Source organism: Kocuria coralli (genome assembly GCF_008831305.1).
Classification (GTDB): Bacteria; Actinomycetota; Actinomycetes; order Actinomycetales; family Micrococcaceae; genus Kocuria; species Kocuria coralli.
The window spans coordinates 1-21272 of sequence record NZ_ML708631.1; the positions used below are offsets into that span (position 1 = coordinate 1).

At 67.2% G+C, this 21272-nt stretch carries 19 protein-coding genes and 2 pseudogenes; 11 read left to right on the forward strand and 10 right to left on the reverse strand.

All coding sequences use genetic code 11. The features are described from left to right. Positions 1–909: MFS transporter (locus tag FCK90_RS13920; protein WP_220433347.1), on the forward strand; the 909-nt coding region annotated here is incomplete at its 5' end. A gap of 75 nt (positions 910–984) precedes the next feature. Continuing rightward, entirely contained in the window at positions 985–1431 is a 447-nt protein-coding gene (locus tag FCK90_RS13925) for a hypothetical protein (protein ID WP_158034913.1), read from the forward strand. Here FCK90_RS13925 and chrA read toward each other — a convergent pair. The 7 genes from chrA to FCK90_RS13960 all read right to left on the reverse strand — a co-directional run bounded on the left by chrA (position 1409) and on the right by FCK90_RS13960 (position 7101). Continuing rightward, positions 1409–2635 carry a chromate efflux transporter gene (chrA, locus tag FCK90_RS13930; protein ID WP_158034914.1) on the reverse strand — a complete coding sequence of 409 codons (1227 nt, stop codon included), beginning with the start codon at positions 2633–2635 and terminating at the stop codon, positions 1409–1411. The two genes, FCK90_RS13925 and chrA, sit on opposite strands and share 23 nt — an antisense overlap. Next, a complete protein-coding gene (locus FCK90_RS13935) occupies positions 2628–2963 on the reverse strand; it encodes a PadR family transcriptional regulator (protein ID WP_158034915.1) in 336 nt (111 codons plus the stop codon). The genes chrA and FCK90_RS13935 overlap by 8 nt, the downstream gene beginning before the upstream one ends. 54 nt (positions 2964–3017) lie before the next feature. Continuing rightward, the gene (locus tag FCK90_RS13940) at positions 3018–3425 is read right to left on the reverse strand and encodes an arsenate reductase ArsC (protein ID WP_158034916.1); all 408 of its coding nucleotides are present in this window, start codon (positions 3423–3425) and stop codon (positions 3018–3020) included. A gap of 17 nt (positions 3426–3442) precedes the next feature. Next, the gene (locus tag FCK90_RS13945; protein ID WP_158034917.1) at positions 3443–4459 is read right to left on the reverse strand and encodes a metalloregulator ArsR/SmtB family transcription factor; all 1017 of its coding nucleotides are present in this window, start codon (positions 4457–4459) and stop codon (positions 3443–3445) included. Continuing rightward, complete coding sequence (gene arsB / locus FCK90_RS13950; RefSeq protein ID WP_158034918.1) at positions 4456–5553, reverse strand: ACR3 family arsenite efflux transporter; 1098 nt, start codon at positions 5551–5553, stop codon at positions 4456–4458. Before arsB ends, FCK90_RS13945 begins: the two co-directional genes overlap by 4 nt. Positions 5554–5686: 133 nt before the next feature. Next, entirely contained in the window at positions 5687–6703 is a 1017-nt protein-coding gene (locus FCK90_RS13955) for a PIN domain-containing protein (protein ID WP_158034919.1), read from the reverse strand. Further along, positions 6700–7101: an excisionase family DNA-binding protein gene (locus FCK90_RS13960; RefSeq protein WP_158034920.1), complete on the reverse strand. Its 402-nt coding sequence runs from the start codon at positions 7099–7101 to the stop codon at positions 6700–6702. Before FCK90_RS13960 ends, FCK90_RS13955 begins: the two co-directional genes overlap by 4 nt. A gap of 163 nt (positions 7102–7264) precedes the next feature. Here FCK90_RS13960 and FCK90_RS13965 point away from each other — a divergent pair. Next, positions 7265–7690, forward strand: a pseudogene (locus tag FCK90_RS13965) (TrmH family RNA methyltransferase); the annotation flags it as partial. Positions 7691–7753: 63 nt separating this feature from the next. Here FCK90_RS13965 and FCK90_RS13970 read toward each other — a convergent pair. From FCK90_RS13970 to FCK90_RS16035, 3 genes and pseudogenes are all read right to left on the reverse strand, one after another. Beyond that, positions 7754–8101, reverse strand: a complete 348-nt coding sequence (locus FCK90_RS13970; protein WP_158034921.1) for a hypothetical protein — start codon at positions 8099–8101, stop codon at positions 7754–7756. Between the two features lie 2 nt (positions 8102–8103). After that, complete coding sequence (locus tag FCK90_RS13975) at positions 8104–8562, reverse strand: type II toxin-antitoxin system Phd/YefM family antitoxin (RefSeq protein ID WP_158034922.1); 459 nt, start codon at positions 8560–8562, stop codon at positions 8104–8106. Positions 8563–8901: 339 nt separating this feature from the next. Continuing rightward, positions 8902–10688: pseudogene (locus tag FCK90_RS16035) on the reverse strand (S8 family serine peptidase); the annotation flags it as partial. A 329-nt stretch (positions 10689–11017) separates the two neighbouring features. Here FCK90_RS16035 and FCK90_RS13985 point away from each other — a divergent pair. The 8 genes from FCK90_RS13985 to FCK90_RS14020 all read left to right on the forward strand — a co-directional run bounded on the left by FCK90_RS13985 (position 11018) and on the right by FCK90_RS14020 (position 21190). After that, complete coding sequence (locus FCK90_RS13985) at positions 11018–11278, forward strand: type B 50S ribosomal protein L31 (protein WP_158034924.1); 261 nt, start codon at positions 11018–11020, stop codon at positions 11276–11278. An 86-nt stretch (positions 11279–11364) separates the two neighbouring features. Continuing rightward, a complete protein-coding gene (locus tag FCK90_RS13990; protein WP_158034925.1) occupies positions 11365–13239 on the forward strand; it encodes a hypothetical protein in 1875 nt (624 codons plus the stop codon). A gap of 83 nt (positions 13240–13322) precedes the next feature. Then, positions 13323–14390: an LCP family protein gene (locus FCK90_RS13995; protein ID WP_158034926.1), complete on the forward strand. Its 1068-nt coding sequence runs from the start codon at positions 13323–13325 to the stop codon at positions 14388–14390. After that, positions 14387–15703 (forward strand): glycosyltransferase family 4 protein, encoded by a 1317-nt coding sequence (locus FCK90_RS14000; protein WP_246180416.1) that lies wholly within the window; start codon positions 14387–14389, stop codon positions 15701–15703. Before FCK90_RS13995 ends, FCK90_RS14000 begins: the two co-directional genes overlap by 4 nt. Next, the gene (locus FCK90_RS14005) at positions 15696–17546 is read left to right on the forward strand and encodes a glycosyltransferase family 4 protein (protein ID WP_246180419.1); all 1851 of its coding nucleotides are present in this window, start codon (positions 15696–15698) and stop codon (positions 17544–17546) included. The genes FCK90_RS14000 and FCK90_RS14005 overlap by 8 nt, the downstream gene beginning before the upstream one ends. Then, positions 17543–18445 carry an ABC transporter permease gene (locus tag FCK90_RS14010; RefSeq protein ID WP_158034927.1) on the forward strand — a complete coding sequence of 301 codons (903 nt, stop codon included), beginning with the start codon at positions 17543–17545 and terminating at the stop codon, positions 18443–18445. The genes FCK90_RS14005 and FCK90_RS14010 overlap by 4 nt, the downstream gene beginning before the upstream one ends. Further along, positions 18432–19280 carry an ABC transporter ATP-binding protein gene (locus FCK90_RS14015; protein ID WP_158034928.1) on the forward strand — a complete coding sequence of 283 codons (849 nt, stop codon included), beginning with the start codon at positions 18432–18434 and terminating at the stop codon, positions 19278–19280. Before FCK90_RS14010 ends, FCK90_RS14015 begins: the two co-directional genes overlap by 14 nt. Further along, positions 19277–21190 (forward strand): glycosyltransferase family protein, encoded by a 1914-nt coding sequence (locus FCK90_RS14020; protein ID WP_158034929.1) that lies wholly within the window; start codon positions 19277–19279, stop codon positions 21188–21190. Before FCK90_RS14015 ends, FCK90_RS14020 begins: the two co-directional genes overlap by 4 nt. Positions 21191–21272 lie beyond the last annotated feature (82 nt).

Sequence of the window (21272 nt, forward strand, 5' to 3'; positions counted from 1 at the left end):
CCACTACGAGGCCCTCACCCGAGAGCCCGCACCCACAAAGTAGCGGCAGAGAACCTCGGCCGATTCACCGTACCGCTCGGCCTCTTCGTGCTCATCGGTGCCCGTGGTCTTCGCCGTCCTCCGCAGACAGATCGGGCACGGATCGGCGCGTTCGGCGCACTCCTGGTCACCGCTGCGTTCACGCTCACCACCTACGTCCTGTCCTCCATCGGCAGCCGAGGCCAAACATGGTGGCTCCTCGCCCTCGTGGCTCTGATCGTTGCCGCAGCCGCGATCCTGCATCAGTCCACCGCCGCGGAACCGTTAATTCCGCGCAGTCTGTGGCGAAACCGCACGATCGTGGTCGGCAACGTCGCAACCTTCGTGGCCGGGATGGTCTTCCAGGTCTCGATCTGGTACTTCCTCACCTACCTCTTGCAGCACCGTCTCGGGCTCGCCCCGGCCTTGACCGGACTCGCATTCCTGCCCTTGACGCTGACCATGCTCGTCATCAACACCTGGGTCACGCCGCACCTGATCGAACGCTATTCGCCCCGGAAGATTGCCACCATCGGCGCTCTTGTCTCGGCGGTCGGTCTCACCGCGCCAGCAGTCCTCTCGACGGCGTATCCGCTTCTCGTCATCTTCGTGCCGGCTCTGATCATCGGCATCGGCGCAGGCTTGTTCCACACGCCGTTGGCGGGCCTGGTCACGACCGGAGTCACGCCGGCAGCGGCCGGTGCCGCCTCCGGCATGATGAACACCGCCAAGCAGTTCGGCGGAGCCATCGGCCTCGCGCTCCTGGCAGCAGGCACCGCTGGACCCTCTGACCGGAGCGCCTTCGTCCTCATGGCCGGACTCATGCTCATCGCCGCCGTGCTCGTCATGGTCACGCCGTCACCGCAACCGAGTAGGACTCCCGAACGCTAACGACTGCTGGACCGTGCCAGATACTGAGTCGGATTGATGCCTCGAGCCTGTGCCCCTCGGCACGGCTCAGGCGAGTTGCGTGACGAGGTCGCGGACGCGGGATTTGATCTCGTCGCGGAGCGGTTTGTCGGTGACTTCGGTGCGTTCGAGGCCAAGATCGCCAAGGAGACCCAGACCGGCAAGTTGACCCTGGTTGAGCTGGACCACGTCGTCGTGCACTTTCTCACCGCCGACGCCGATCACCGGGACTACCTGCTGACGTTGAACGCCGCGACCCGGCCTGGCAGTCATGCGGTGCTGGCCGCCTTCGCCTCGGACGGCCCCACCCAGTGCACGGGCCTCCACGTCGCACGTTACGACGTCGAGGACCTCGGCAACATGCTCGCTGACGAATGGCGACTGGTAGAGTACCGTCGGCAGGAGCACCGCACGCCGAGCGGTAGCGTCCAGCCATTGACCTGGGCGACCTTCCGTCGCTGGAGACAGTCGAGCTGCAGAATCATTGCATCCCGACCGCACTGAGCAACACCCCTCCGGCAGCGCCTACGATGACAACCACCCACGGCGGCAGCTTCCAGCCGATGAGCAGCACGAAGCAGACCACTGCGAGGCTGAACGGGCCGGGCCCGGTGATCGCAGTGGAGAACACCGGCATGTAGAGCGCGGCGGCGAGGATGCCGACGACGCCGGCGTTTGCACCGCGCATCAGGGCCTGCGCCCAGGAGCGCTCTCGCAGTGCGTTCCAAAACGGCAGTACGCCGACGAGAAGCAGGAAGCCGGGCAGGAAGACCGCCACCAAGGCGATCGCCGCGCCGAGGATGCCGCCGGGGCCGGTGGTCGAGACTGTGCCGAGAAACGCCGAGAAGGTAAACAGCGGGCCCGGGACGGCCTGCGCGGCACCGTATCCGGCCAGGAAGTCCTGGTCGCTGACCCATCCGGTGTCGACGACGCCGGCCTGGAGCAGCGGCAGGACGACGTGCCCGCCGCCGAATACCAGCGACCCGGCGCGGTAGAACGCATCGAACAGAGCCACGTCGTCAGAGTTGGTTGCGAGCACCAGCAGCGGCAACCCAAGCAGCAGAGCCGCGAACACGACCAAGCTGGCGATGCCGACACTGCGTCGGACGGGGAAGTGCAGCGCGCCGCCCGAAGCGCCGTCCGAGGAGCGGCAGAACAGCAGGCCAGCGACCGCTCCGAACATGATCGCGGCGATCTGGCCGAGCGAGCCTGGCACCAGCAAGGCGGCAGCGGCGGCCACGGCCGCGATCGACGCCCGCTGCTTGTCCGGCGCGAGGTTCTTGGCCATGCCGAGCACGGCCTGGGCGATGATCGCGACGGCGACGATCTTCAGCCCCATGAGCATACCCTCCCCGACGGGGCCGGTGAACAGTCCCGCCCCGTAGGCGAATACGACCATCAGCGCCGCCGAGGGCAGGGTGAAGGCCAGGAACGCCGCCAGCGCGCCCCGGGTGCCGGCGCGGTGCAGGCCGATCGCGAATCCGACCTGGCTCGAGGCGGGGCCGGGGAGGAATTGGCAGAGTGCGACGAGGTCCGCGTACTCCCGGTCGTTCAACCATTTCCAGCGCTCGACGGCCTCGGAGCGGAAGTATCCCAGGTGGGCGATCGGCCCGCCGAAGGACGTGACTCCCAGCTTCAGGAAGGCCCGGAACACCTCCCAGGCGGAGCCGCGCGCTTCCTTCGTCGGTGCGATTACGTCGTCAGTCATTCTCGGGTTCCTCTCGGATGAAGATCTGGACGCGCTCCCGAGCGACCGCAAGCCCGTCGCGGCCCTTGTCGGTCGCGGAGTAGTACTTGCGCACCGTGCGCCCGTCGCGTTCGGAGCGCACGCTCAGGTAGCCGCTGTCAACCATCCGGTGCAGCATCGGGTACAGCGTCCCCGGCGAAAGCCGGTAGCCGTGGCTCGCGAGCTCCTCGATCATCCATGCGCCGTAGATCTCTTCCTGGGCCGCGTGGTGCAGCACGTGCATCCGCACAAGCCCGGACAGCAGATCGCGGTGCTCGAACTCGGCGGAGGCGTCCTCGTTCGGTTCCATGACGATATCGTACTTCGATAACGTGAACGGATAGTGAACTCGGATGCGTGTTGTCTACCGGTCGAGCAGCTCTGCGGTGAGCGTCTCAATTCGTCGCCTGATCTCGTCGCGGATCGGGCGCACCGCCCCTATGCCCTGGCCGGCCGGGTCGTCGAGATCCCAGTCCTCGTAGCGCTTGCCTGGATAGAGGGGGCAGGCGTCGCCGCAGCCCATGGTGATCACGACGTCGGAGTCCTGCACGGCCTCGGCAGTGAGGACCTTGGGCTGCTCGGCGGCGATGTCGATGCCGACCTCGCGCATGGCCTCGACGGCGACCGGGTTGATCTGTTCGGCTGGCATGGAGCCCGCGGAGCGGACCTCGATCCGGTCTCCGGAGAGGTGGCGCAGCCAGCCGGCGGCCATCTGGGACCGGCCGGCGTTGTGGACGCAGACGAACAGGACGGTGGGTGTGCGATCGTTCATCTCTGTGCTTCTTTCGCTCAGTGGGTGGAGAGGCTGGTGAGGAGTCGGCGGACCCTCGCGGCGATGTCGTCGCGGATGGCGGCCACTCCCTCGGGCGAGGCCAGGGCCGGGTCGCCGACCGCCCAGTCCTCGTAGCGGACTCCTGGGACGACGGGGCAGGTGTCGCCGCAGCCCATGGTCACGACGACGTCGGCGGCGCGGATCGCGTCGTCGGTGAGCGGCTTGGGGAACGCCGCGTCGGCGGCGTCGCGGTCGATCTCGGCGACGAGGTCGCGGACGTGCGGGTGGATGCCCGCCGCCGGGGTCGAGCCGGCGCACCGAGCGACCACCCTGCCTCCGGAGAGGCTTCGGGTCAGCGCCGCGGCGAGCTGGGAGCGCCCCGCGTTGGCGACGCACACGAACAGCACCTGCGGTGCAGCGGTGGCTCGGTCGCGGGCGAGGTCGGCCAGCCGCTGCCGGGCGAAGCGCTCGGTCAGGGGCACGAGGTGGCGAGTGATCTTCGCCGACCGGGCCAGCGCGGTGTAGGAGTCCCGGACGATGCCGGTGACGGTCTCCCGCGGTAGGTCCGGCGTGGCGTCCGCGAGCTCGGCGGCCAGATTCCCGATGTGCTCGTCCATGCCCTCCAAGTCCGCGAACGCCGCCGTCTCCGGTGCGACACCGGGGGCGACGGCAGCGGGCGCGAACCCCTCGAGCAGGGCGGAGGCCGCGGCCTTCTTTCCCGCGGCGATGCGGTACCAGACCCAGGTCCCGCGGCGCTCGGAGTCGAGCAGGCCGACCGTCCTGAGGACCTTGAGGTGGTGGGAGACGGTCGGCTGGGAGACGTCGGCGAGCTCGGCGAGGTCGCACACGCACGACTCGCCGCGGGGATCGGACGAGATCGCGGAGAGCATCCGCAGGCGCAGCGGGTCGGCGAGGGCCTTGAGGGTGCCCGCGAGGGTCGCGGCGACCTCCTGGTCGAGAGCGAGCGAGACGGGGGGAACCTGCGGCGAGCAGTCCTCGTCGGGCGCGGTCGGCGTCAGCGCGGTGTCGGTCATGACGATCGGGCCTCCTGGGCATAGGGGTCGGTGCGGAACCAGGCCTTCGCGGCCCAGAGGGAGACGTAGACGAGGCCGACGAGGACGGGGACCTCGATGAGCGGGCCGACGACGCCGGCCAGGGCCTGGCCGGAGGCAGCGCCGAAGGTGCCGATGGCGACGGCGATGGCGAGCTCGAAGTTGTTGCCGGCGGCGGTGAAGGCCAGCGTCGTCGACCGCGCGTAGCCCAGGCCGATGCTCTTCCCGAGGAGCAGGCCGGCGAACCACATGAAGGCGAAGTAGGCCAGCAGTGGCAGCGCGATCCGGGCGGCGTCCAGCGGCCGGCTCGTGATCTGCTCGCCCTGCAGGGCGAAGAGCAGCAGGATGGTGAACAGTAGCCCGTACAGGGCCCACGGCCCGACCTTCGGGACGAACTCCTGCTCGTACCAGTCGCGGCCCCTGCGCTTCTCGCCGATCCACCGCGACGCGAAGCCTGCTACCAGGGGCACGCCGAGGAAGACGAGGACGTTGAGCGCGATCTGTCCCATCGATACCTCCAGCCCCTGGGTGTCGAGGCCGAGCCAGCCGGGCAGCACCGTGAGGTAGAACCAGCCGAGGACGGAGAACATGACGACCTGGAAGACCGAGTTGATCGCCACCAGCACCGCGGTCGCCTCCCGGTCGCCGCAGGCGAGGTCGTTCCAGATCACGACCATCGCTATGCAGCGGGCCAGGCCGACGATGATCAGCCCGGTCCGGTACTCCGGCAGATCGGGCAGGAGGAGCCAGGCCAGCGCGAACATGAGCGCCGGCCCGACCAGCCAGTTGAGCAGGAGCGAGGAGACCAGCAGCCGCTTGTCGCCGGTGACGGCGGCGACGCGGTCGTAGCGGACCTTGGCCAGCACCGGGTACATCATCACCAGCAGGCCGAGGGCGATCGGCACCGAGATCCCGCCGACCTCGAGCCGGGACAGCAGGTCGGACATGCCAGGCACAAGCCGTCCCAGGAGGAGACCCGCGACCATCGCCAGGCCGATCCAGGCTGGCAGCCACTTGTCGAGAGTGGACAGCTTCTTCGTCGTTGGCGCTTCCGTCGCCACTGCTTGATTCGACATGATTCTATATTGACGCACGTCGATGCAGCGACGCAAGTCTGCTGGCTACGTGTCTCTGCGGAAAATCAAGAGCTGTCCGGTCGTCGACGATCAGCGTCTCGTGCAGAGGACCCGCGACAGCGGCATCCCTGATCTATGTGTCGTCAACGATGTCCTTGGCGGCCAGGAGTGCTGGGCCGAGACCCCACACACGCCACATACCGTCGTCGAGCCTGACAAGCGTGAGGAATGTGACAGTCGTCGCGTAGGCTGCGAACGCCTGCGCGGTGGCGGCGACCTCGGGGATGAGGCGCATGAACGCGATCCGGTCCGGTTCATCGACGGCGCGGATCACTCTTGATGCGAGTGACCTGTCGGCGAGCATGTCCACGGCCCACCGGTAGTCGCCCCACGCGCGAGGTGCGAAGGTCAGCCCCCGCGCCACATCGGGTTCTGCGTCGAGCGCGGTCCACCACTGGAGAGCCACCTGCGCGGGGTCGGTCAGGTCTCCGACCTCGCCGAACGCGGCCAAGGCCTCGTCCTGGTCGGCGCTGACAAGCGCTGTGATCGGAGAGGAGGGCTCGTCGGGATTCTCGGCGCGGGAGCGGATTTGGTCGGCGGCCAGGTTGGCGAAGATCGGCACCGTCGCGGTCAACGAGGCGAGGAACTCCGTGGGCGTCTGCGCCGGGTTTCTCAGGTCGGCGCTGCCCCGATGCAGGGCACCGACGACTCCGATGGGATCCTCGGCGAGCAGGCCTGTCAGGAACGTGTCCGGGTGGACGGCCTCGACCTGCCAGCCGCTCGTCGAATCCGGCGGGAAGTCCTTGAGGTTGAATGTCACGAGCGTGTCGGCTTCAGCACGCACGGCGGCCGCGAGCACGTGGCGGTCCTTCGGGTCGCAGGTCATGTCCGCGATCAGATAGTCGAAGTCGTCGACGAGTGCGGCTTCCCCGAAGGCATCACGCATGGTGCGCACGCGGTGGGCAGCCTTTTCCTCGCTGATGCCGAGCTTCGGGAGGTTGCGCTGCACCTCATCGAGGATGCGGTCCGACCAGAGCAGCTCGAAGATCCCGGCTTCGGATAGCCACAGCAACGTTGTCGCGAGTCTGATCGGCACCAGTGCGCACGCGTCGAGGACGGCGACTCGGGTGCTCCCTGCTGCGTCGCTCACCGAGTCTCGATGACCCGGTCGGCGGGCGTGTCCTCGGTGACGTCGCCGGCGAGTTCGGCCATCGCCGAGCGCCTCCGCGTCCGGGTCTCTGCCTGGTAGCGAGCCAGCTCTGCCACCGGGATCCGCCGGTGCACGGCGCTGGTCTCCGCTCGCATCTCGCCACGGTCGACCAACCGCACCACGGTCATTCGACTGACGCCGAGCAACGCGGCCGCCTGGCTTGTGGAGATCGTCGCCTCGGCAGGGAACACGACCGCGTCGTCGCTAGTCTCGAGCACGTCGACCAGCCGGGCGAACGCCGTGCGGGCGCTGTCCGTGATCTCCGGCGCGACGCGTAGCGCTTCGTCCACCGCATCGCGCAGTCGCGATGCCTCGTCATGCGTGATTGCTCCAGCCATGCCCTCATTCTACGCCAACAAACGCTCAAAACACACAGAAATGGCGCTGTGTAATCTCGGTTGGGACCATCGAGTCCGCGGTCGGCGGGGACCGTATCCGATACTCCATCTAGAGCTCAGCAGGTAGCAGAGATTGCTCCAGGTACAGCCATCGGGGGCGCATATTTTAGAACACCCGACCAACGTCGGTGCGTGTTTCCGGTCGGCTGCGGCGATGGGCGTGGACGCCGTGCTGGTCACGCCCACTTGCGCCGACCCCTTTTATCGCCGGTCGATCCGAGTCTCGATGGGCACGGTCTTCCAGGTGCCGTGGACGCGCATCGAGGAGTGGCCCGCCGGTGTCCGTGAGCTTCAGGACCTCGACTACGTCGTGGCGGGCATGACGCTGGGGGAGGGTGCGATCACCCTCGACGAGCTGGTGGCCGAGGACCATCAGAACCTCGCCCTGGTCTTCGGCAGCGAGGGCCACGGTCTGTCGAAGGGCACCGACCGGCTCGTCGACAGAAGGGTCACGATCCCGATGATGGGCGGCGTCGACTCGCTCAATGTCGCGGCATCGTCTGCGGTCGCGTTCTACGCGACGCGGTAGGCCCGACACGGCCGCGCCGGATAAACGCCCCGGCGGGCCAGGGCGCACCGACAGCGGAGGCTCCTACTTCGTCGCGTTCGGATGGCTCGTATGCACCTGCTCAAGGAACACCGTGCGTTCGTGGACGTAGAACCAGATACGAGCGGTTCCCTTCGCCGTCGGCTTGTGCTGCCACCGGTCATAGGTTGCCCCGTCGCGCTTGATAACAGCGAGCTCACCTCGAAGCGGATAGTTTGTCGGTGTCCTGGACAGGGGTGTTCTCGTGAAGAAGTCCCAAGTCTCCGTCATCGGATTGCGAATGGTGGCTACGAGGTCCCTCCACCCTTTCTGTGCATCGGAGGTTGCGAAACGGATCTCATACTCTGTCTTCTTCGGAGGGCGGGGGACCGGATCACCCTTCTTGGCCGCCACGACTACGGGCGCTCCACGGGTTCGCCGTCGTCGAGCCACCCGACGTCGACGCTGCCGAGTCCAGCGGCGACGGCAGTCGCCGTCTCTTTCCAGGACGTCAGCTCCGCAATCGCCAGGTGCGGCTGATCGGTGGAGAACGACGCGCGTGCGGCGTCGATGAGGTCCTGTGCACAAGTAACCCGGTCTGCCGGTGACAACGCGAGCATCCACGGGAAAGCCTTGGACATACGCTCAGCGAGTGAACCGTTGTCGTCGAGGGTGACAGTGATGAGTTGTGCGGCGAAGTTCAACAGGCGGGAACGTCCCTCGGCCTCGCGCTTGGACATCAATACCAATGCCTCGCCATCGCGTCGGGTCACCATCACGGGATGATCCACGGCTTCGGCGAAGACCTCGGCTGAGTGCTTGCTCAGGTCCGAGGATCGTCTGGTGGCCATGGGGGAGTCCGTTGCGATGCTCATGAACCCATGGTATTCCGAACGTATTCGGAAGTCTATCGTCCTGTAAAAGCAGAGAAAACAGGTGGACAGCACTCGACGATCGATCATTGCAATGGCGAGGCAGCGGCGATGTGCCACTGCCCCGCCATCGGGTCACTGATGCCCTGGAAACAGGGCCCGGATGCCTCGAGTCCGGGCCTTAGTTGATGTAGCGGTAGATGAAGGCCGCCATCGCGTCGCGGTTGGTGGTGCTCAACGCCCGATACGTACCGTCAGGCCAGCCGGTGGTGATGCCTTGGGCGGCGAACCAGTGGATTTCGCGGTAGAACTGTTGGCCGCGGCGGATATCGGGGAACCGGNCAGTGGATTTCGCGGTAGAACTGTTGGCCGCGGCGGATATCGGGGAACCGGGAGGTGGCTGGTGGGGTGTAGGCGGGGGAGCCGGCCAGGCGGTAGGCCACTGCGGCCATCGCGTCGCGGTCGATGGGTTGGACCGGGCGGAAGGTGCCATCGGGCCAGCCATTGAGGTAGCCACGATCCTTCACCCAGGTGATCTCCCGGGCGAACTGGTTACTGGGCGACACGTCCCGGAAAGGTCCTGACCTCGCCACGGCGCCCACCGCCTGATGCGGAGCCACCTGGAGCGTGCCCAGCTGCCCCGAAGACGTCGACTTCAGGGTCCGTTCGATCTGATCCACGCTCAGGGACGGGTTCGCCTCGCGCATCATCGCCACGGTGCCCGCCACGAACGGCGCCGCCATGGAGGTCCCGTACTTGTAGGCGTAGTTCGGCGAGCCATAGGTGGTGCTGCCCGTGTTCATCGTGGAGATGATCGGCACGGAGGCCGTACCCCCTGGTGCGAGGACATCGACGCCGGGGCCGAAGTTGGAGTAGCCGGCCCGGTTGCCCAGGTGGTCAGCGGCTCCCACCACGATCGTGCGGGCGCAGTTGGCCGGCGGGTAGTTGGAGGCGTCCCGGTTGGCATTGCCGGCGGAGACCACCACGGGGATGTTGCGGTTGTAGGCGAAGTCGATCGCACCCTGCATGGTCGTGCTGCAGGAGCCGATCAGGTTGAGGGACATGTTGATCACGGTCGCGCGGGTAGGCGCGGTACTGCCGTCCACCTGGGCACCCGCGGCCCAACGGATACCCGCGGCGATATCCGACTCGTAGCCCAGCGTGCAGGAGCCCAGGACCCGGACCGGCATGATCCGCGCGTCCCGGGCCACGCCGGCTACGCCGATCCCGTTGTTGGTGCTCGCCGCGGCCACGCCCGCCACGTGCGTCCCGTGCCAGGTCGCGTAGCAGCCGGACGTGCCGGGGCGATCGCCGGGATCGGTGGGATCCGAGTCGCGCCCGTCGCCGTCGATCGAGAAGTTGTTGGCCCAGTTGGAGACCATGTCCCGGCCCTGGACCAGCTTGCCGTTGACGTCCGGGTGGCTGGCGATACCCGTGTCGACGACGGCGATCACCTGGCCCCGCCCGGTCCCGCGGGACCAGGCGGCCGGGACGTTGCGGCCCAGGAGGTTGAACTGGCTGCCGAGCAGCGGATCGTTGGTGGCCGCAGCGGCGACGGCCAGACGATCTGGCTCGGCGTATTCGACCCGCGGATCGGCTTCGAGCTCGGCGACCACCTCGGTCTGCTCGTAGGCGTCCAGGGGCTCGTCGAAGGCCAGCACGTCGGTGCCGTCGTCGAGGCTGTTGATCTGCTCGGGGGTCTCCGGCACAGCCTGCTCCGGGGAGTCCGACACCCCGGCTGCCTCGGCGGCGTCGGCCACCACGGCCTCCTTGAAGGCCTTGTCCGTGGCGGGCTCGGCGAACTTGACCATGAGGCGAGGGGTCTCATCCGGGATGTCCTCCGGAGCACCGGGGGCCGGCACGTCCGTGGCGGCGCTGTCACCCGCGGCGGCGTCCGCTGCTGCGGGCGCCTCGCCCTCGGTCTCGGCGCCGGTGTCCACGGCCTCGACACCCGCGGCGCCACCGGCCTGGGCGCCGTCGGCGGGTTCTTCGTTGGCAGCGGCGGGAACCACCCCCGCCAGGGGCGCGATCAGGAGGACGACGGCCAGGCCGAGGGCGGGCAGCGTGCGACGACGGTGCGGACGGGACCGCGTGGGGACCGCAGCCACGGTCCGGGCAGAGCTATGCATGGGGGATGCATCCTTGCAAAGAATGGGGGGTGGGGACTGGGGGAGTCCGGCCGGGGTGGAGAACTGCTGACACGGCCACTGGCTACCCTACGAAATTGTGGGCCGTTATGGGGAGTTTCGCCTGGCGACAGCGCGAATGCGGGCCGGCAGACGGGGTCGGATCAGCCTCAGTCGCCCGCAGTGTGTATAGTTGATCGCTGGTGTCCAGGGTCTGAGATGCGTTCCGCCAGACGGGACGGCGCCGCAGAACCCCGGCAGTGGCACCCGCAACCCAGCGTCATCGTGCCTGGCAAAATCCAGTCACCCAAGAGCCAAGGATCAACAAGCTCATGAAGAACGATATTCACCCGGACTACCACCCGGTCCTCTTCCGCGACCTCGCGTCCGGCAAGACCTTCCTGACCCGCTCCACCGCCACCTCGGCGAAGACCGAGCAGTGGGAGGACGGCAACGAGTACCCCGTGATCGAGGTCGAGATCTCCTCGGAGTCCCACCCGTTCTACACCGGCAAGCAGCGCATCATGGACTCGGCCGGTCGCGTCGAGCGCTTCAACGCCCGCTTCAAGAACTTCGGCAAGGCCTCCAACTGAGTTCTCCTCAGTAGCCTCACGGCCTCGCCTCAACGGCGGCCAGCCCCTGACCCGTGGCTGGCCGCCGTTGTCATATGCTGTAGCTGATGATCCCCCCGCATCAGGGCTCCTCCCGGCCCTCCACCCTCCATCGTGTCCTGCCTCGGCACCGCCGCATGAGCTTCCCGCGCGCATGCGTCCCTCTGGCATTCATCGGCCTCCTGGTCCTGGCCGGCTGCGGCGCCCCCGACGACGGCGACGGTGGTGGCGGTTCCGAGGAACGGCCGGAGACACCGGGGGCCTCGGCTCCGTGGAACCCTGACGAGCCCTCGGACGACGGGCTCAGCTGGATCGCCGGACAGCGGGATCTGCCGACGCCGGGACCGGCTGACCCCGAATCGCAGGACCCCGGTGAGGCCGTGTCGCTGATCGTGGGGGACGGCGAGACCGGGACCTCCTACGAGGCAACGGGCGCGGGGATCTCCTTCGAGGCCACCGACCTGGCCGACGAGAGACTCAGCGCCGAGAACTCCGACCTGGTGCGCATCCTCGGAGGCCTGGACCGGCCCACGTTGCGCTTCGGCGGCAATACGGTGGACCGGCGTTTCTTCTTCACCGACCGGGACGAGAAAGTCCCGCAGGACTGGCCCTTGCGGCCCGGCGAACGCATCACCACGGTGGCCCCGGAAGATCTGGAGCGGCTGGCCGGACTGGCGGAGGCCACCGACGCCCAGGTGATCATCAGTGTCAACCTGGCAGCGGAGGATCCGGACCGGGCGGCCACGATGGCACGGTATGCCGACGAATACCTCGGCGACCGGCTGGCCGGGATCATGGTGGGCAACGAGCCCAACGGCTACTACCTGGGGGAGAGCAACCCCCTGACCATCAAGGGGCCAGACTGGGACACCCAGGACTACCAGGCCGATCTGGCGGAGTACGTCGCGGCCATCCGTGCGGAAGTGCCCGAGGTGACCATCGCGGGGCCAGGGGCATTCGCTCCCGCCTGGTGGCGGGCGGTGACCGAATCGGAGATCACCGGCACGGCCCTGGCCGTCCACCAGTACCCGCTCTCCGAATGCAGCGACCCCGCCGAACCGGGTTACCTCCCCGAGCAGACCCCTACCATCGCCAACCTGGCGGCGCCGGAGACCCGAGGCAGGGTGGATCACCTGGTCGGCACCGCCATCGACACTGTGGCGGGAACCGATACTCCGGTCTGGATCACCGAGACCTCCGTCTCCTCCTGCCAGGGAAGCAACGAACTCACCGAGACCCTGGCCGCCGGGGTGTTCAGCGCGGACTACCTGCTGCGCACCCAGCACCTGGGCGTGGAGCGGGTGGACTTCCACTCCTCGCTGCTGCCGTGCTTCGGCGGACCGCCCATGTCCCTGCTGTGCTCCTCGGGCTCACTTCAGGACCCCGGGGAGGCCTTCGTCCCCCGGACCAACGGTCTTGCCCTCTCACTGGCGGGCTCGCTGCCTTCCGGGCAATTCCTGGACACCACGCTTCGGTCGGAAGACGGCTCGGTCACGGGCGGGGCGGAGGGTGAGAACGTCACCGCCTGGGCCATCCGCCACGACGACGGGACCTTGAGCATCGTGGTGATCGACTTCCGCACTCCGGAAGACGCTGATCCTCTGGATCTGAGCATTGAGCTTCCGGGACCGATTTCCTCCGCGAGCACGTCGATGCTTTCGGGCGACGACTGGTCGGGGAACTATCCCGAAACCACGCTTTTCGACGGCGCGCCCGAAAGTAGAAACCGTATTACTCATGATTCTGACGGTGTAGCGCTCGACAATCGGTCGGCGACCGCGGCGGTGGGAGAAGGGCTGCCGTCGGTCGACGGATACGGCCTCCCTCTGCTGCCTCCGGAGCTTCAGCCGCAGGTCACAGGGGTGCAGCCGGGAGACACAACGGTCAGCCTTCGAACGGCGCCGGGTGCGGTAACGGTGGTGAGCACCTCACCGCAGCAATGACTTTTATGTAGGGGTAAGTATTAAGCTGTCCCCTGAGCGGAGGACATCCACCCTCAGGGCAACCATTCTTGGAGGAACACCCAATGGCCGGCGACATCAAGGACGACCTTTTCAGCTCCGCCGATTCCAGCGACAACTCACGACGCGGCGCCAGGAAGCGCCGCCGCGGGCTGAAGATCTTCATCGCCGTCCTGATCGTGTTCGTCCTCATCCTGGCCGGGATCATCGCGGCCATCTCCCTGTACATCAACGGCCTGAGCCGCGACTTCGACAACAACGTCACCGCCGTGCCCTCCTCCTCGGCATTCCCCGAATCGGATCGACCCCAGGACTCGGAGGGAACGACGATCCTGCTGCTGGGATCGGATCAACGTCCCCAGGGCGGGGGAGAAGGCGGGCGCGACGGCGAGCGGGCCGACTCGATCATGCTGCTGAACATCCCCGCAGACGGCGGTGAGGTGTATGTGATGTCCGTACTGCGCGACACGTGGGTGGACATTCCCGGGATGGGCGAGGCCAAGATCAACTCCGCCTACAACTCGGGGGGCATGCCCCTGATGGTCGAGACCATGGAGAGCCTGTTCGGCACGCACATCGACGAGGTGATGGCCGTGGACTTCGAGGGCTTCGAGGGCGTGACCGATGCGCTGGGCGGCGTCACCGTGAACGTCCCGCAGGACTTCACCTCCGATGACGGCACCCAGTTCACGGCCGGCCCCACCGAGATGGACGGGACCACGGCACTGAAGTTCGTCCGGGAGCGCTACGCCTTCACGGACAGCGACTACACCCGCGTGCAGAACCAGCGGGCCTATATCCGGGCAGTGCTGGACCGGTTCCTGAGCGCCGACACCCTGACCAACCCCGGCAGGATCTCGGACACCGTGGAGACCATCTCCCCGTACCTGACCGTCTCGGAGGGCCTGGACTCCGGGTACATCCGAGGACTGGTCCCCAAGATGCTCGGCACCCGCCATTCGGACATCCACATGTTCACGGTGCACACCGAGGGCATCGGGACCTCCGGCGACGGCCAGTCGATCGTCCTGCCCGACCACGACGCCATGCAGGAGATCGGCCAGGCCATCGACGACGACACCCTGGACGAATACTTCCAGCAGAACGGCGACAACGACGGGAGCGGCCTGTGACGGGTCCCCGGCAGGAGAACTCGACGGAGGCTGGTGAACAGCCCCCGTTGAGGGTCATGCTGCTCACCCACTCGTACTGGCCCGAGCATTCTCCTCCGCAACGGCGGTGGCAGTCCCTGATACGCCACCTCCGCCCCTACGGGTGGTCGGTCACCGTGGTCACACCGGTGGCCCACTACAGCCACGGCCCGGACTACCGCGCGGAGACCCGCGGCAGGGTCACCCGATTCCAGATCGGCCCGCTGGGCGAGCGCATCCTGCGGGTGCCGTTCCTGACGGGGCTCGACGACAGGTTCTCCAAGCTGCTGGACCAGGTATTCACCGCGCTGGGCAGCGGCCTCAGGGGGATGCTGTGCTCACGGGCCGATATCGTGGTCGTGACGGCGCCGTCGTTGCCGCTGCTCGCCGCAGGCTGGTGGATCGCCAGGCTGCACCGTATTCCCCTGGTCGTGGAGATGCGCGACGCATGGCCCAACCTGGTCACGGACTCCGGGGTGGCATCCGGCGCGGTGCAGGACGTGATCAACCACGCCGTCGAGTTCGTGCAGAACCATGCCGACGGAGTGGTCACGGTCACGGAGGGCTTCGCCGAGACCCTGCGCAAGCGAGGGGTCAAGCATGTCAGTACCATCCGCAACGGCGTGCTGCTGTCGCGGACTCCGATGCTGCCTCCTCCGCCCCTGCAGCGCAGACGGCTGGAAGTGCTCTATCTGGGCAACCACGGAGAGAGCCAGCGCCTCGAGCGGCTGATCGATGCCGCCAAGATCGTCGGACCCGGCGTCCGCCTCACGATGGTGGGCCAGGGCTCGCAGAAGGAGACCCTGGTGCGCTACGCCCTCCGGCAGGGCGTGGAGGTCAATTTCCTGGAGCCCGTCTACCGGGACGAGGTCTTCCAGCACTACCGCAACGCGGACTCGCTGGTGATCTCCCTGCGGGACGACTGGAGCTCCTTCAAGGCCACCATTCCCTCCAAGACCTATGAGGTCATGGCCGTCGGGCGCCACATCACCGCCGTGGTCAAGGGCGAGGCAGCGCTGGTGCTCGACGAGGCGGGGGCGCCGGACGTCGTCGGCGGAACCGCGCAGGAGATCGCCCGTCTCTGGAGCGGGCTGATCGAGGACCGCGGACGTCTGCTGGTCTCCGACGCCGGGCGGAAATGGGTGGCCCAGCATGCCGACTACGCGGACCTGGCCACCCAGTACGACTCGTTCCTCCGCGGAGTCCACGAGCGCGTCACCAGCCGGCGGATCTCGCGGTTGATGCCCATGCCCTCCACGCGTACGACGGTCGAGGACGAACTGCGCAGTGCCTGAGCCCTTGACCGCCCCTCCTCTCCTCCGCCAGCTGGGCCTGGTCGCCAGAACCGCCATGGAGCACATGGGAACAGATCCCGTGGTCTTCGGCCTTCAGATCTCCCGGCGGCTGCCGAGGTCCATCACGCAGGCGATCGCCCGGCCGCTCTCGCACCTGGGCCGGCTCAACCCCGCTTGCGGCGCCGTGGCGCTGCATATCCTGGGCCGCGACGACCAGCTCGAATCCGTGCTGGAGGACCATACCCGCACGGCTCCCGTCTCTCGGCGCGACCGGCAGGATCGGCGGCTGCTGACGGAGGTGGCCGTCGCCACCGACGCACCCGACCACGCCTTCCGGCTCAGCAGCGAACTGCCCAGGAACCAGCGGCGCATGGCGGGAACCCTGGCCCGGCGCGATTGGCAGGTGGGGGAGATGGCCTCTGCCGTCGCTCATCTTCAGAACGCGATGCTCGGGGGAACGGCCACCCGCTCCGAGCATCGCCAGCTGCTGCGCCTGGCCGACGAGCGGGCCCAGTTCCACGGCGTGGCACCCGATCTGCCCCTGAGCGCGGTCTCCCTGACCTACCGCCCGCGGCCGAAGACCGTGGTGCACGTCCTGACCAATTCCGTGCCGCACACCTCCAGCGGTTACGCCAGCCGTTCGCACTCCCTGCTCTCGGCCCAGGCTGCTGCGGGATGGACGGTCCATGCCCAGACCCGCCCCGGGTACCCGGCGCAAGTGGGCAAGCTGGCGGCCGCGGACAGCGATGTGGTGGACGGTGTCACCTATCACCGGATCAGCCCCGCCCGCCTGCCGTCCACCGCGACCGGCAGGCTGCAGCTGCAGGCCCAGGAACTGCTGGCGCTGTGCCTCCTGGTACGGCCGAGCGTGCTGCACACCACCACCCACTTCGTCAACGGCCAGGTGGTCCGCACGGTGGCCCGTGCCCTCGGCATCCCGTGGGTGTACGAGGTGCGGGGTCAGCTGGCGGATACCTGGGCCTCGCGGCGACCGGCCATGGCCCAGTCCTCCGAGCGCTACCGCTGCTTCAATGCACGGGAGGCGGAGGTCATGGGGGAGGCGGACGACGTCGCCGCCCTGGGTGGCGCCATGGCGCAGCACATCGAGAACATCACGCGGGGAGAGGTCCCCGCGGGCGCGGTGCGGTTCGCCCCCAACGCCGTCGGGCCCGACTACGAACGACCGCTCGAGGATCGGGCCTCGGTTCGCGAGCGGCTGGAACTGCGCGCCCTAGGGATCGGCCGCTCGGAATTCCTGGTCGGAACCGTGACCAGCGTGGTGGACTACGAAGGCCTGGACGATCTGATACGCGCCAGTTCCGAATGGCCGCCAGGGGTACGCACGGTGATCGTGGGCGACGGCGCCGCCCGTCCGGGACTCGAGCACCTGGCGCAAAGGCTGGGTCTGGCGGACCGGGTCTCCTTCGTGGGGCGGGTCTCCGCAGCAGAGGCCAGGGACTGGCAACGCGCCCTGGATGTCTTCGTCGCCCCGCGACAGGACCGTCCCGTCACCCGGTCGGTCACGCCCCTGAAGGTGATCGAGGCGGCCGCCTGCGGCACGCCGGTCGTGGCATCGAGGCTGCCGGCCATGCAGGAGAGCGTCACCCACGGAGTCACGGGGCTGCTGGTTCCGCCTGAGAATCCCGACACATTCGCCGATGCGGTGCTCAGGTTGTGGGCTGATCGGGGGATGTCGCTTAAACTCGGTGAGGCCGCCCGCCAGGCAGTGCTTGAACATCGCACCTGGTCGGCCGTGGCAGCACACACGTTGGCGCGATATGAGCAGCTCGTGAGAGCTGCCGAACAAGAGGACGACAAGATGCAGATTCGGAGGAGTTCATGAGCGAGACCACGAACTCAGCCTCCGATTCGACAATCAGCGACTCCCCCGATTCCGCTGTGTACGACTCTTCCCGCCTGCAGCAGGTCGGTGCACGGCCGCCCTTGCTGGAGTACCTGGTCAAGCTATGGGGCGCGCGCCACTTCGTGGTCTACGATGCGCGGGTCCGGCTCTCGGTGAGTCAGGATCACACCATTCTGGGCAAGGTATGGCTCGTGCTCAATCCCTTGTTCTTCGGGTTGACCTTCTACCTGATCTTCGGCCTGCTGCTGCAGACCAACCGGGGGATCGAGAACTTCACCGGGTTCATCATCATCGGCTTCATGATGTTCATCTACACGGTGCGGTCCTTCAACGCGGGGGCCAAATCCATCGCCAACGGGCGAAACCTGATCAAGGGCTTCTCCTTCCCCCGTGCTGCCATCCCGTTGTCGATCAATCTCCGCGAGTTCATGAGCCAGCTGTACGTGCTGGCCGTGATGTGCGTGCTGGTCCTGCTGGTTCCGCCAACAGAGCACTTCGGGCCCATCTGGCTGCTGATCATCCCGATCTTCATTCTGCAGACCATCTTCAACTGGGGGCTGGGCATGCTCGCGGCGCCCCTGGTCCATAGGATCCCGGACTTCGGCAACGTCCTGTCCCTCTCGTCGCGGGTGTGGATGTACTCCTCGGGGTTGTTCTACGACCCCTCCAGGTTCACGGACAACCCCACCATCCTGGCGATCTTCCACATGAACCCCCTGTACCAGGTCCTGGAGATGGCCCGCGGGGTGATGCTCTACGACACCGCACCCCCGCTGAGCCAGTGGGCCATGCTGGTGGTGTGGTGCCTGGGCATCTGGCTGGTCGGTCTCATCGTCTTCTGGTTCAACGAGGAGAGCTACGCCAATGAACAGCGTTGAACCCGCGGTCGTGGTCGACGATGTCTCCATGGTCTACAACGTGACCAGCACGGGAGCCGAGGACGAGGAGCAGATCCCCGGTGTTCAGCGGATCATGCGCCGGGCCCTCGGGCGGCCCGCGATCGTGAAGAACCAGGCGCTCACGGATGTCCGGCTGCTGATCGAGCAGAAGGAGTTCGTGGGGTTCATCGGCAGGAACGGGTCCGGGAAGTCGACCCTCATGAACATCGTGGCAGGCCAGATGAATCCCACCTCCGGCCGGGTATGGGCCATCGACAAACCCTCGAAGCTGGGCGTGAGCGTCTCCCTGGTCCCTGCCCTGTCCGGCGACCGGAACATCCGCCTGGGCTGCCTGGCGCAGGGCATGAGCCCTCAGCAGGTGGACGAGGTCTTCGATGAGCTGGTGGAGATCGCGGCCCTGGGCAAGGCCCTGCACTGGCCTATGAAGGCCTACTCCTCGGGTATGGCGGCGCGCCTGCGCTTCGCCGTCGCCACCGCAACGAATCCCCATGTGCTGATCCTGGATGAGGCTCTGAGCACTGGCGACGCCCAGTTCCAGGCCCGCGGGCAGGCCCGGATGGAGGAGATCCGGGAGAACGCCGGCTGCGTCATGTTCGTCTCCCACACCATGAGCGAGATCAAGCACATGTGCTCCCGGGTGGTGTGGATAGACGCCGGCGAGGTCGTGATGGACGGGAACACGCAAGACGTGGTCAGGGAATACGACGAGTACATGTCCATGCTGGCGGCGGGCAATCTGCTCAGCGCCCAGAGCTTCAGGGATGAACACCGTGCCGCTCATCGGGCCGTCGAGCTGGTGGATCTGAACCGATGACCCGCCCGTCGCTCGACCTCGCGACCCTCCGCACCGCTGTATGGCATCTGCGCCAAGGCGGCGCGGACCAGCTGCGTACCTATCTCCGGCGTCGCCGGGTGAGCGGCCAGAACCAGCTGACCACCGTCGTCGAGCGGCCCGATCAGCCGCAGCGCCTGAGCTTCGCGGAGGCCACGCCCCCAGAGCAGTGGGATCGGCCCTTCTCCGACGTAACGGTGGCCACGATCCTCGACGACTTCTCGGAGCAGGCCTTCGGGTACGAGTGGAACCAGGTGCCGCTGAGCCGTGAAGGCTGGCGGGAGCAACTGGACCGGCACGAACCGCACCTGCTGTTCGTCGAATCGGCTTGGCACGGCAACCAGGACCAGTGGCAGTACCAGCTGACCGGCACCTCGGGCGTCAAGCAACCGTTCAAGGACCTCATGGCCGAGGTCGCGGCACGCGGTATCCCCACGGTGTTCTGGAACAAGGAAGACCCGGTCCACTACGCGGACTTCATCGAATGCGCGGGATATTTCGACGTCGTCTTCACCACGGACAGCAATCTCCTGGAGCAGTACCGGCGGGACCTGGGCCATGATCGTGTCGGGGTCCTGCCCTTCGCCGCCCAGCCGGCCGTTCATTCGCCGGCGCGCCCGCAGCACGGCTTCCACGATCGTGACGTGGCATTCGGCGGAATGTACTTCACGCACAAGTTCGCCGAGCGTCGCGAGCAGATGGACATCCTGCTCGGAGGTGCCGCCGATGTGTCTCCCAAGATGAACCGGGGCCTGGAGATCTTCTCCCGGTACCTGGGCGAGGACCCGCGCTATCAGTTCCCGGCACCGATGGACCGGCATGTGGTCGGTTCGCTGAACTACCGGCAGATGCTGACCGCCTATCAGGCCTACAAGGTCTTCCTCAACGTCAATTCCGTGGTCGACTCGCCCTCCATGTGCGCCCGCCGGATCTTCGAGATCGTCTCCCGAGGCACCCCGGTGGTCTCCACCCCTTCCGCAGCGGTGCACGAGTACTTCGACGCCGACGAGCTTCCCGTGGCACACGACCGCGACGAGGCCGGTGACGTCATCCGCACCCTGGTACGCAGCCCCGAATGGGCGGATCGTATGGTCCGGCGCGCCCAGCGCAAGGTCTGGTCCGCGCACACCTACACCCATCGAGTCGCCCAGATGCTGGACATGGCGCTCGGCGACCGTGAGGGCCCGGCATCCGGGACTGCTGCGGATACCACCGTGTCGGCGGTGCTCTGCACCAACCGGCCGCAGAACCTTCCGGAGGCGCTGCGGTTGATGGGCGCTCAGGTCGATGTGGACCTGGAGCTCGTGGTCGTCTGCCACGGCTTCGACCCCGCGGAGCATGGCCTCCGCGATATGGCCAGTGCCTACGGCATCGATGATCTGAAGGTCATCGCAGCCCCCTCCGAATGGTCGCTGGGGGAGTGCTTCAACAACGGCGTCGCCGCCTCCCGGGGCGCCGTGGTCACCAAGGTGGACGACGACGACTGGTACGGCCCCCACTACCTCCACGATCAGCTGGCCGTGCTGAGAGTGACCGGAGCGGACGTGGTGGGCAAACAGGCCAGTTACATGTACGTCCGCGGTTTCGACGTCACCCTGCTGCGGTTCGCGGAACGAGAGCACCGGTGGACCGACTTCGTCTTGGGACCCACCCTGATGGCGCACCGCTCCGTCTTCGAACGTCATCCGTTCCAGGCCCGGACCACCGGTGAGGACAGCGCGTTCCTGGCCGACGTCTCCCAGGCCGGCGGCCGGATATATGCAGCCGACCGGTTCAACTTCCGCCAGTACCGCGGGGGAGAGGCCCATACCTGGACCGTGCCGGATCAGCACATCCTCTCCACGGGCGTCGTCATGTCCGTCGGCGACTGGATCGAGCATATCCGTGTGTGACTAGTGCCTTTAGCCGAATAATCTCCCCCATCCCCCATATGCTGGTGAACCGAACCAGCAATGAACACGTAAGGACCCCCTC

What these genes read in the sequence shown, in the direction of transcription:
- chrA (WP_158034914.1), bottom strand. Translation starts at nt 2,635, where the DNA reads ATGACTGACGACGTAATCGCACCGACGAAGGAAGCGCGCGGCTCCGCC.
- FCK90_RS13935 (WP_158034915.1), bottom strand. Translation starts at nt 2,963, where the DNA reads ATGGAACCGAACGAGGACGCCTCCGCCGAGTTCGAGCACCGCGATCTG.
- FCK90_RS13940 (WP_158034916.1), bottom strand. Translation starts at nt 3,425, where the DNA reads ATGAACGATCGCACACCCACCGTCCTGTTCGTCTGCGTCCACAACGCC.
- FCK90_RS13945 (WP_158034917.1), bottom strand. Translation starts at nt 4,459, where the DNA reads ATGACCGACACCGCGCTGACGCCGACCGCGCCCGACGAGGACTGCTCG.
- arsB (WP_158034918.1), bottom strand. Translation starts at nt 5,553, where the DNA reads ATGTCGAATCAAGCAGTGGCGACGGAAGCGCCAACGACGAAGAAGCTG.
- FCK90_RS13960 (WP_158034920.1), bottom strand. Translation starts at nt 7,101, where the DNA reads ATGGCTGGAGCAATCACGCATGACGAGGCATCGCGACTGCGCGATGCG.
- FCK90_RS13975 (WP_158034922.1), bottom strand. Translation starts at nt 8,562, where the DNA reads ATGAGCATCGCAACGGACTCCCCCATGGCCACCAGACGATCCTCGGAC.
- FCK90_RS13985 (WP_158034924.1), top strand. Translation starts at nt 11,018, where the DNA reads ATGAAGAACGATATTCACCCGGACTACCACCCGGTCCTCTTCCGCGAC.
- FCK90_RS13990 (WP_158034925.1), top strand. Translation starts at nt 11,365, where the DNA reads ATGATCCCCCCGCATCAGGGCTCCTCCCGGCCCTCCACCCTCCATCGT.
- FCK90_RS13995 (WP_158034926.1), top strand. Translation starts at nt 13,323, where the DNA reads ATGGCCGGCGACATCAAGGACGACCTTTTCAGCTCCGCCGATTCCAGC.
- FCK90_RS14010 (WP_158034927.1), top strand. Translation starts at nt 17,543, where the DNA reads ATGAGCGAGACCACGAACTCAGCCTCCGATTCGACAATCAGCGACTCC.
- FCK90_RS14015 (WP_158034928.1), top strand. Translation starts at nt 18,432, where the DNA reads ATGAACAGCGTTGAACCCGCGGTCGTGGTCGACGATGTCTCCATGGTC.
- FCK90_RS14020 (WP_158034929.1), top strand. Translation starts at nt 19,277, where the DNA reads ATGACCCGCCCGTCGCTCGACCTCGCGACCCTCCGCACCGCTGTATGG.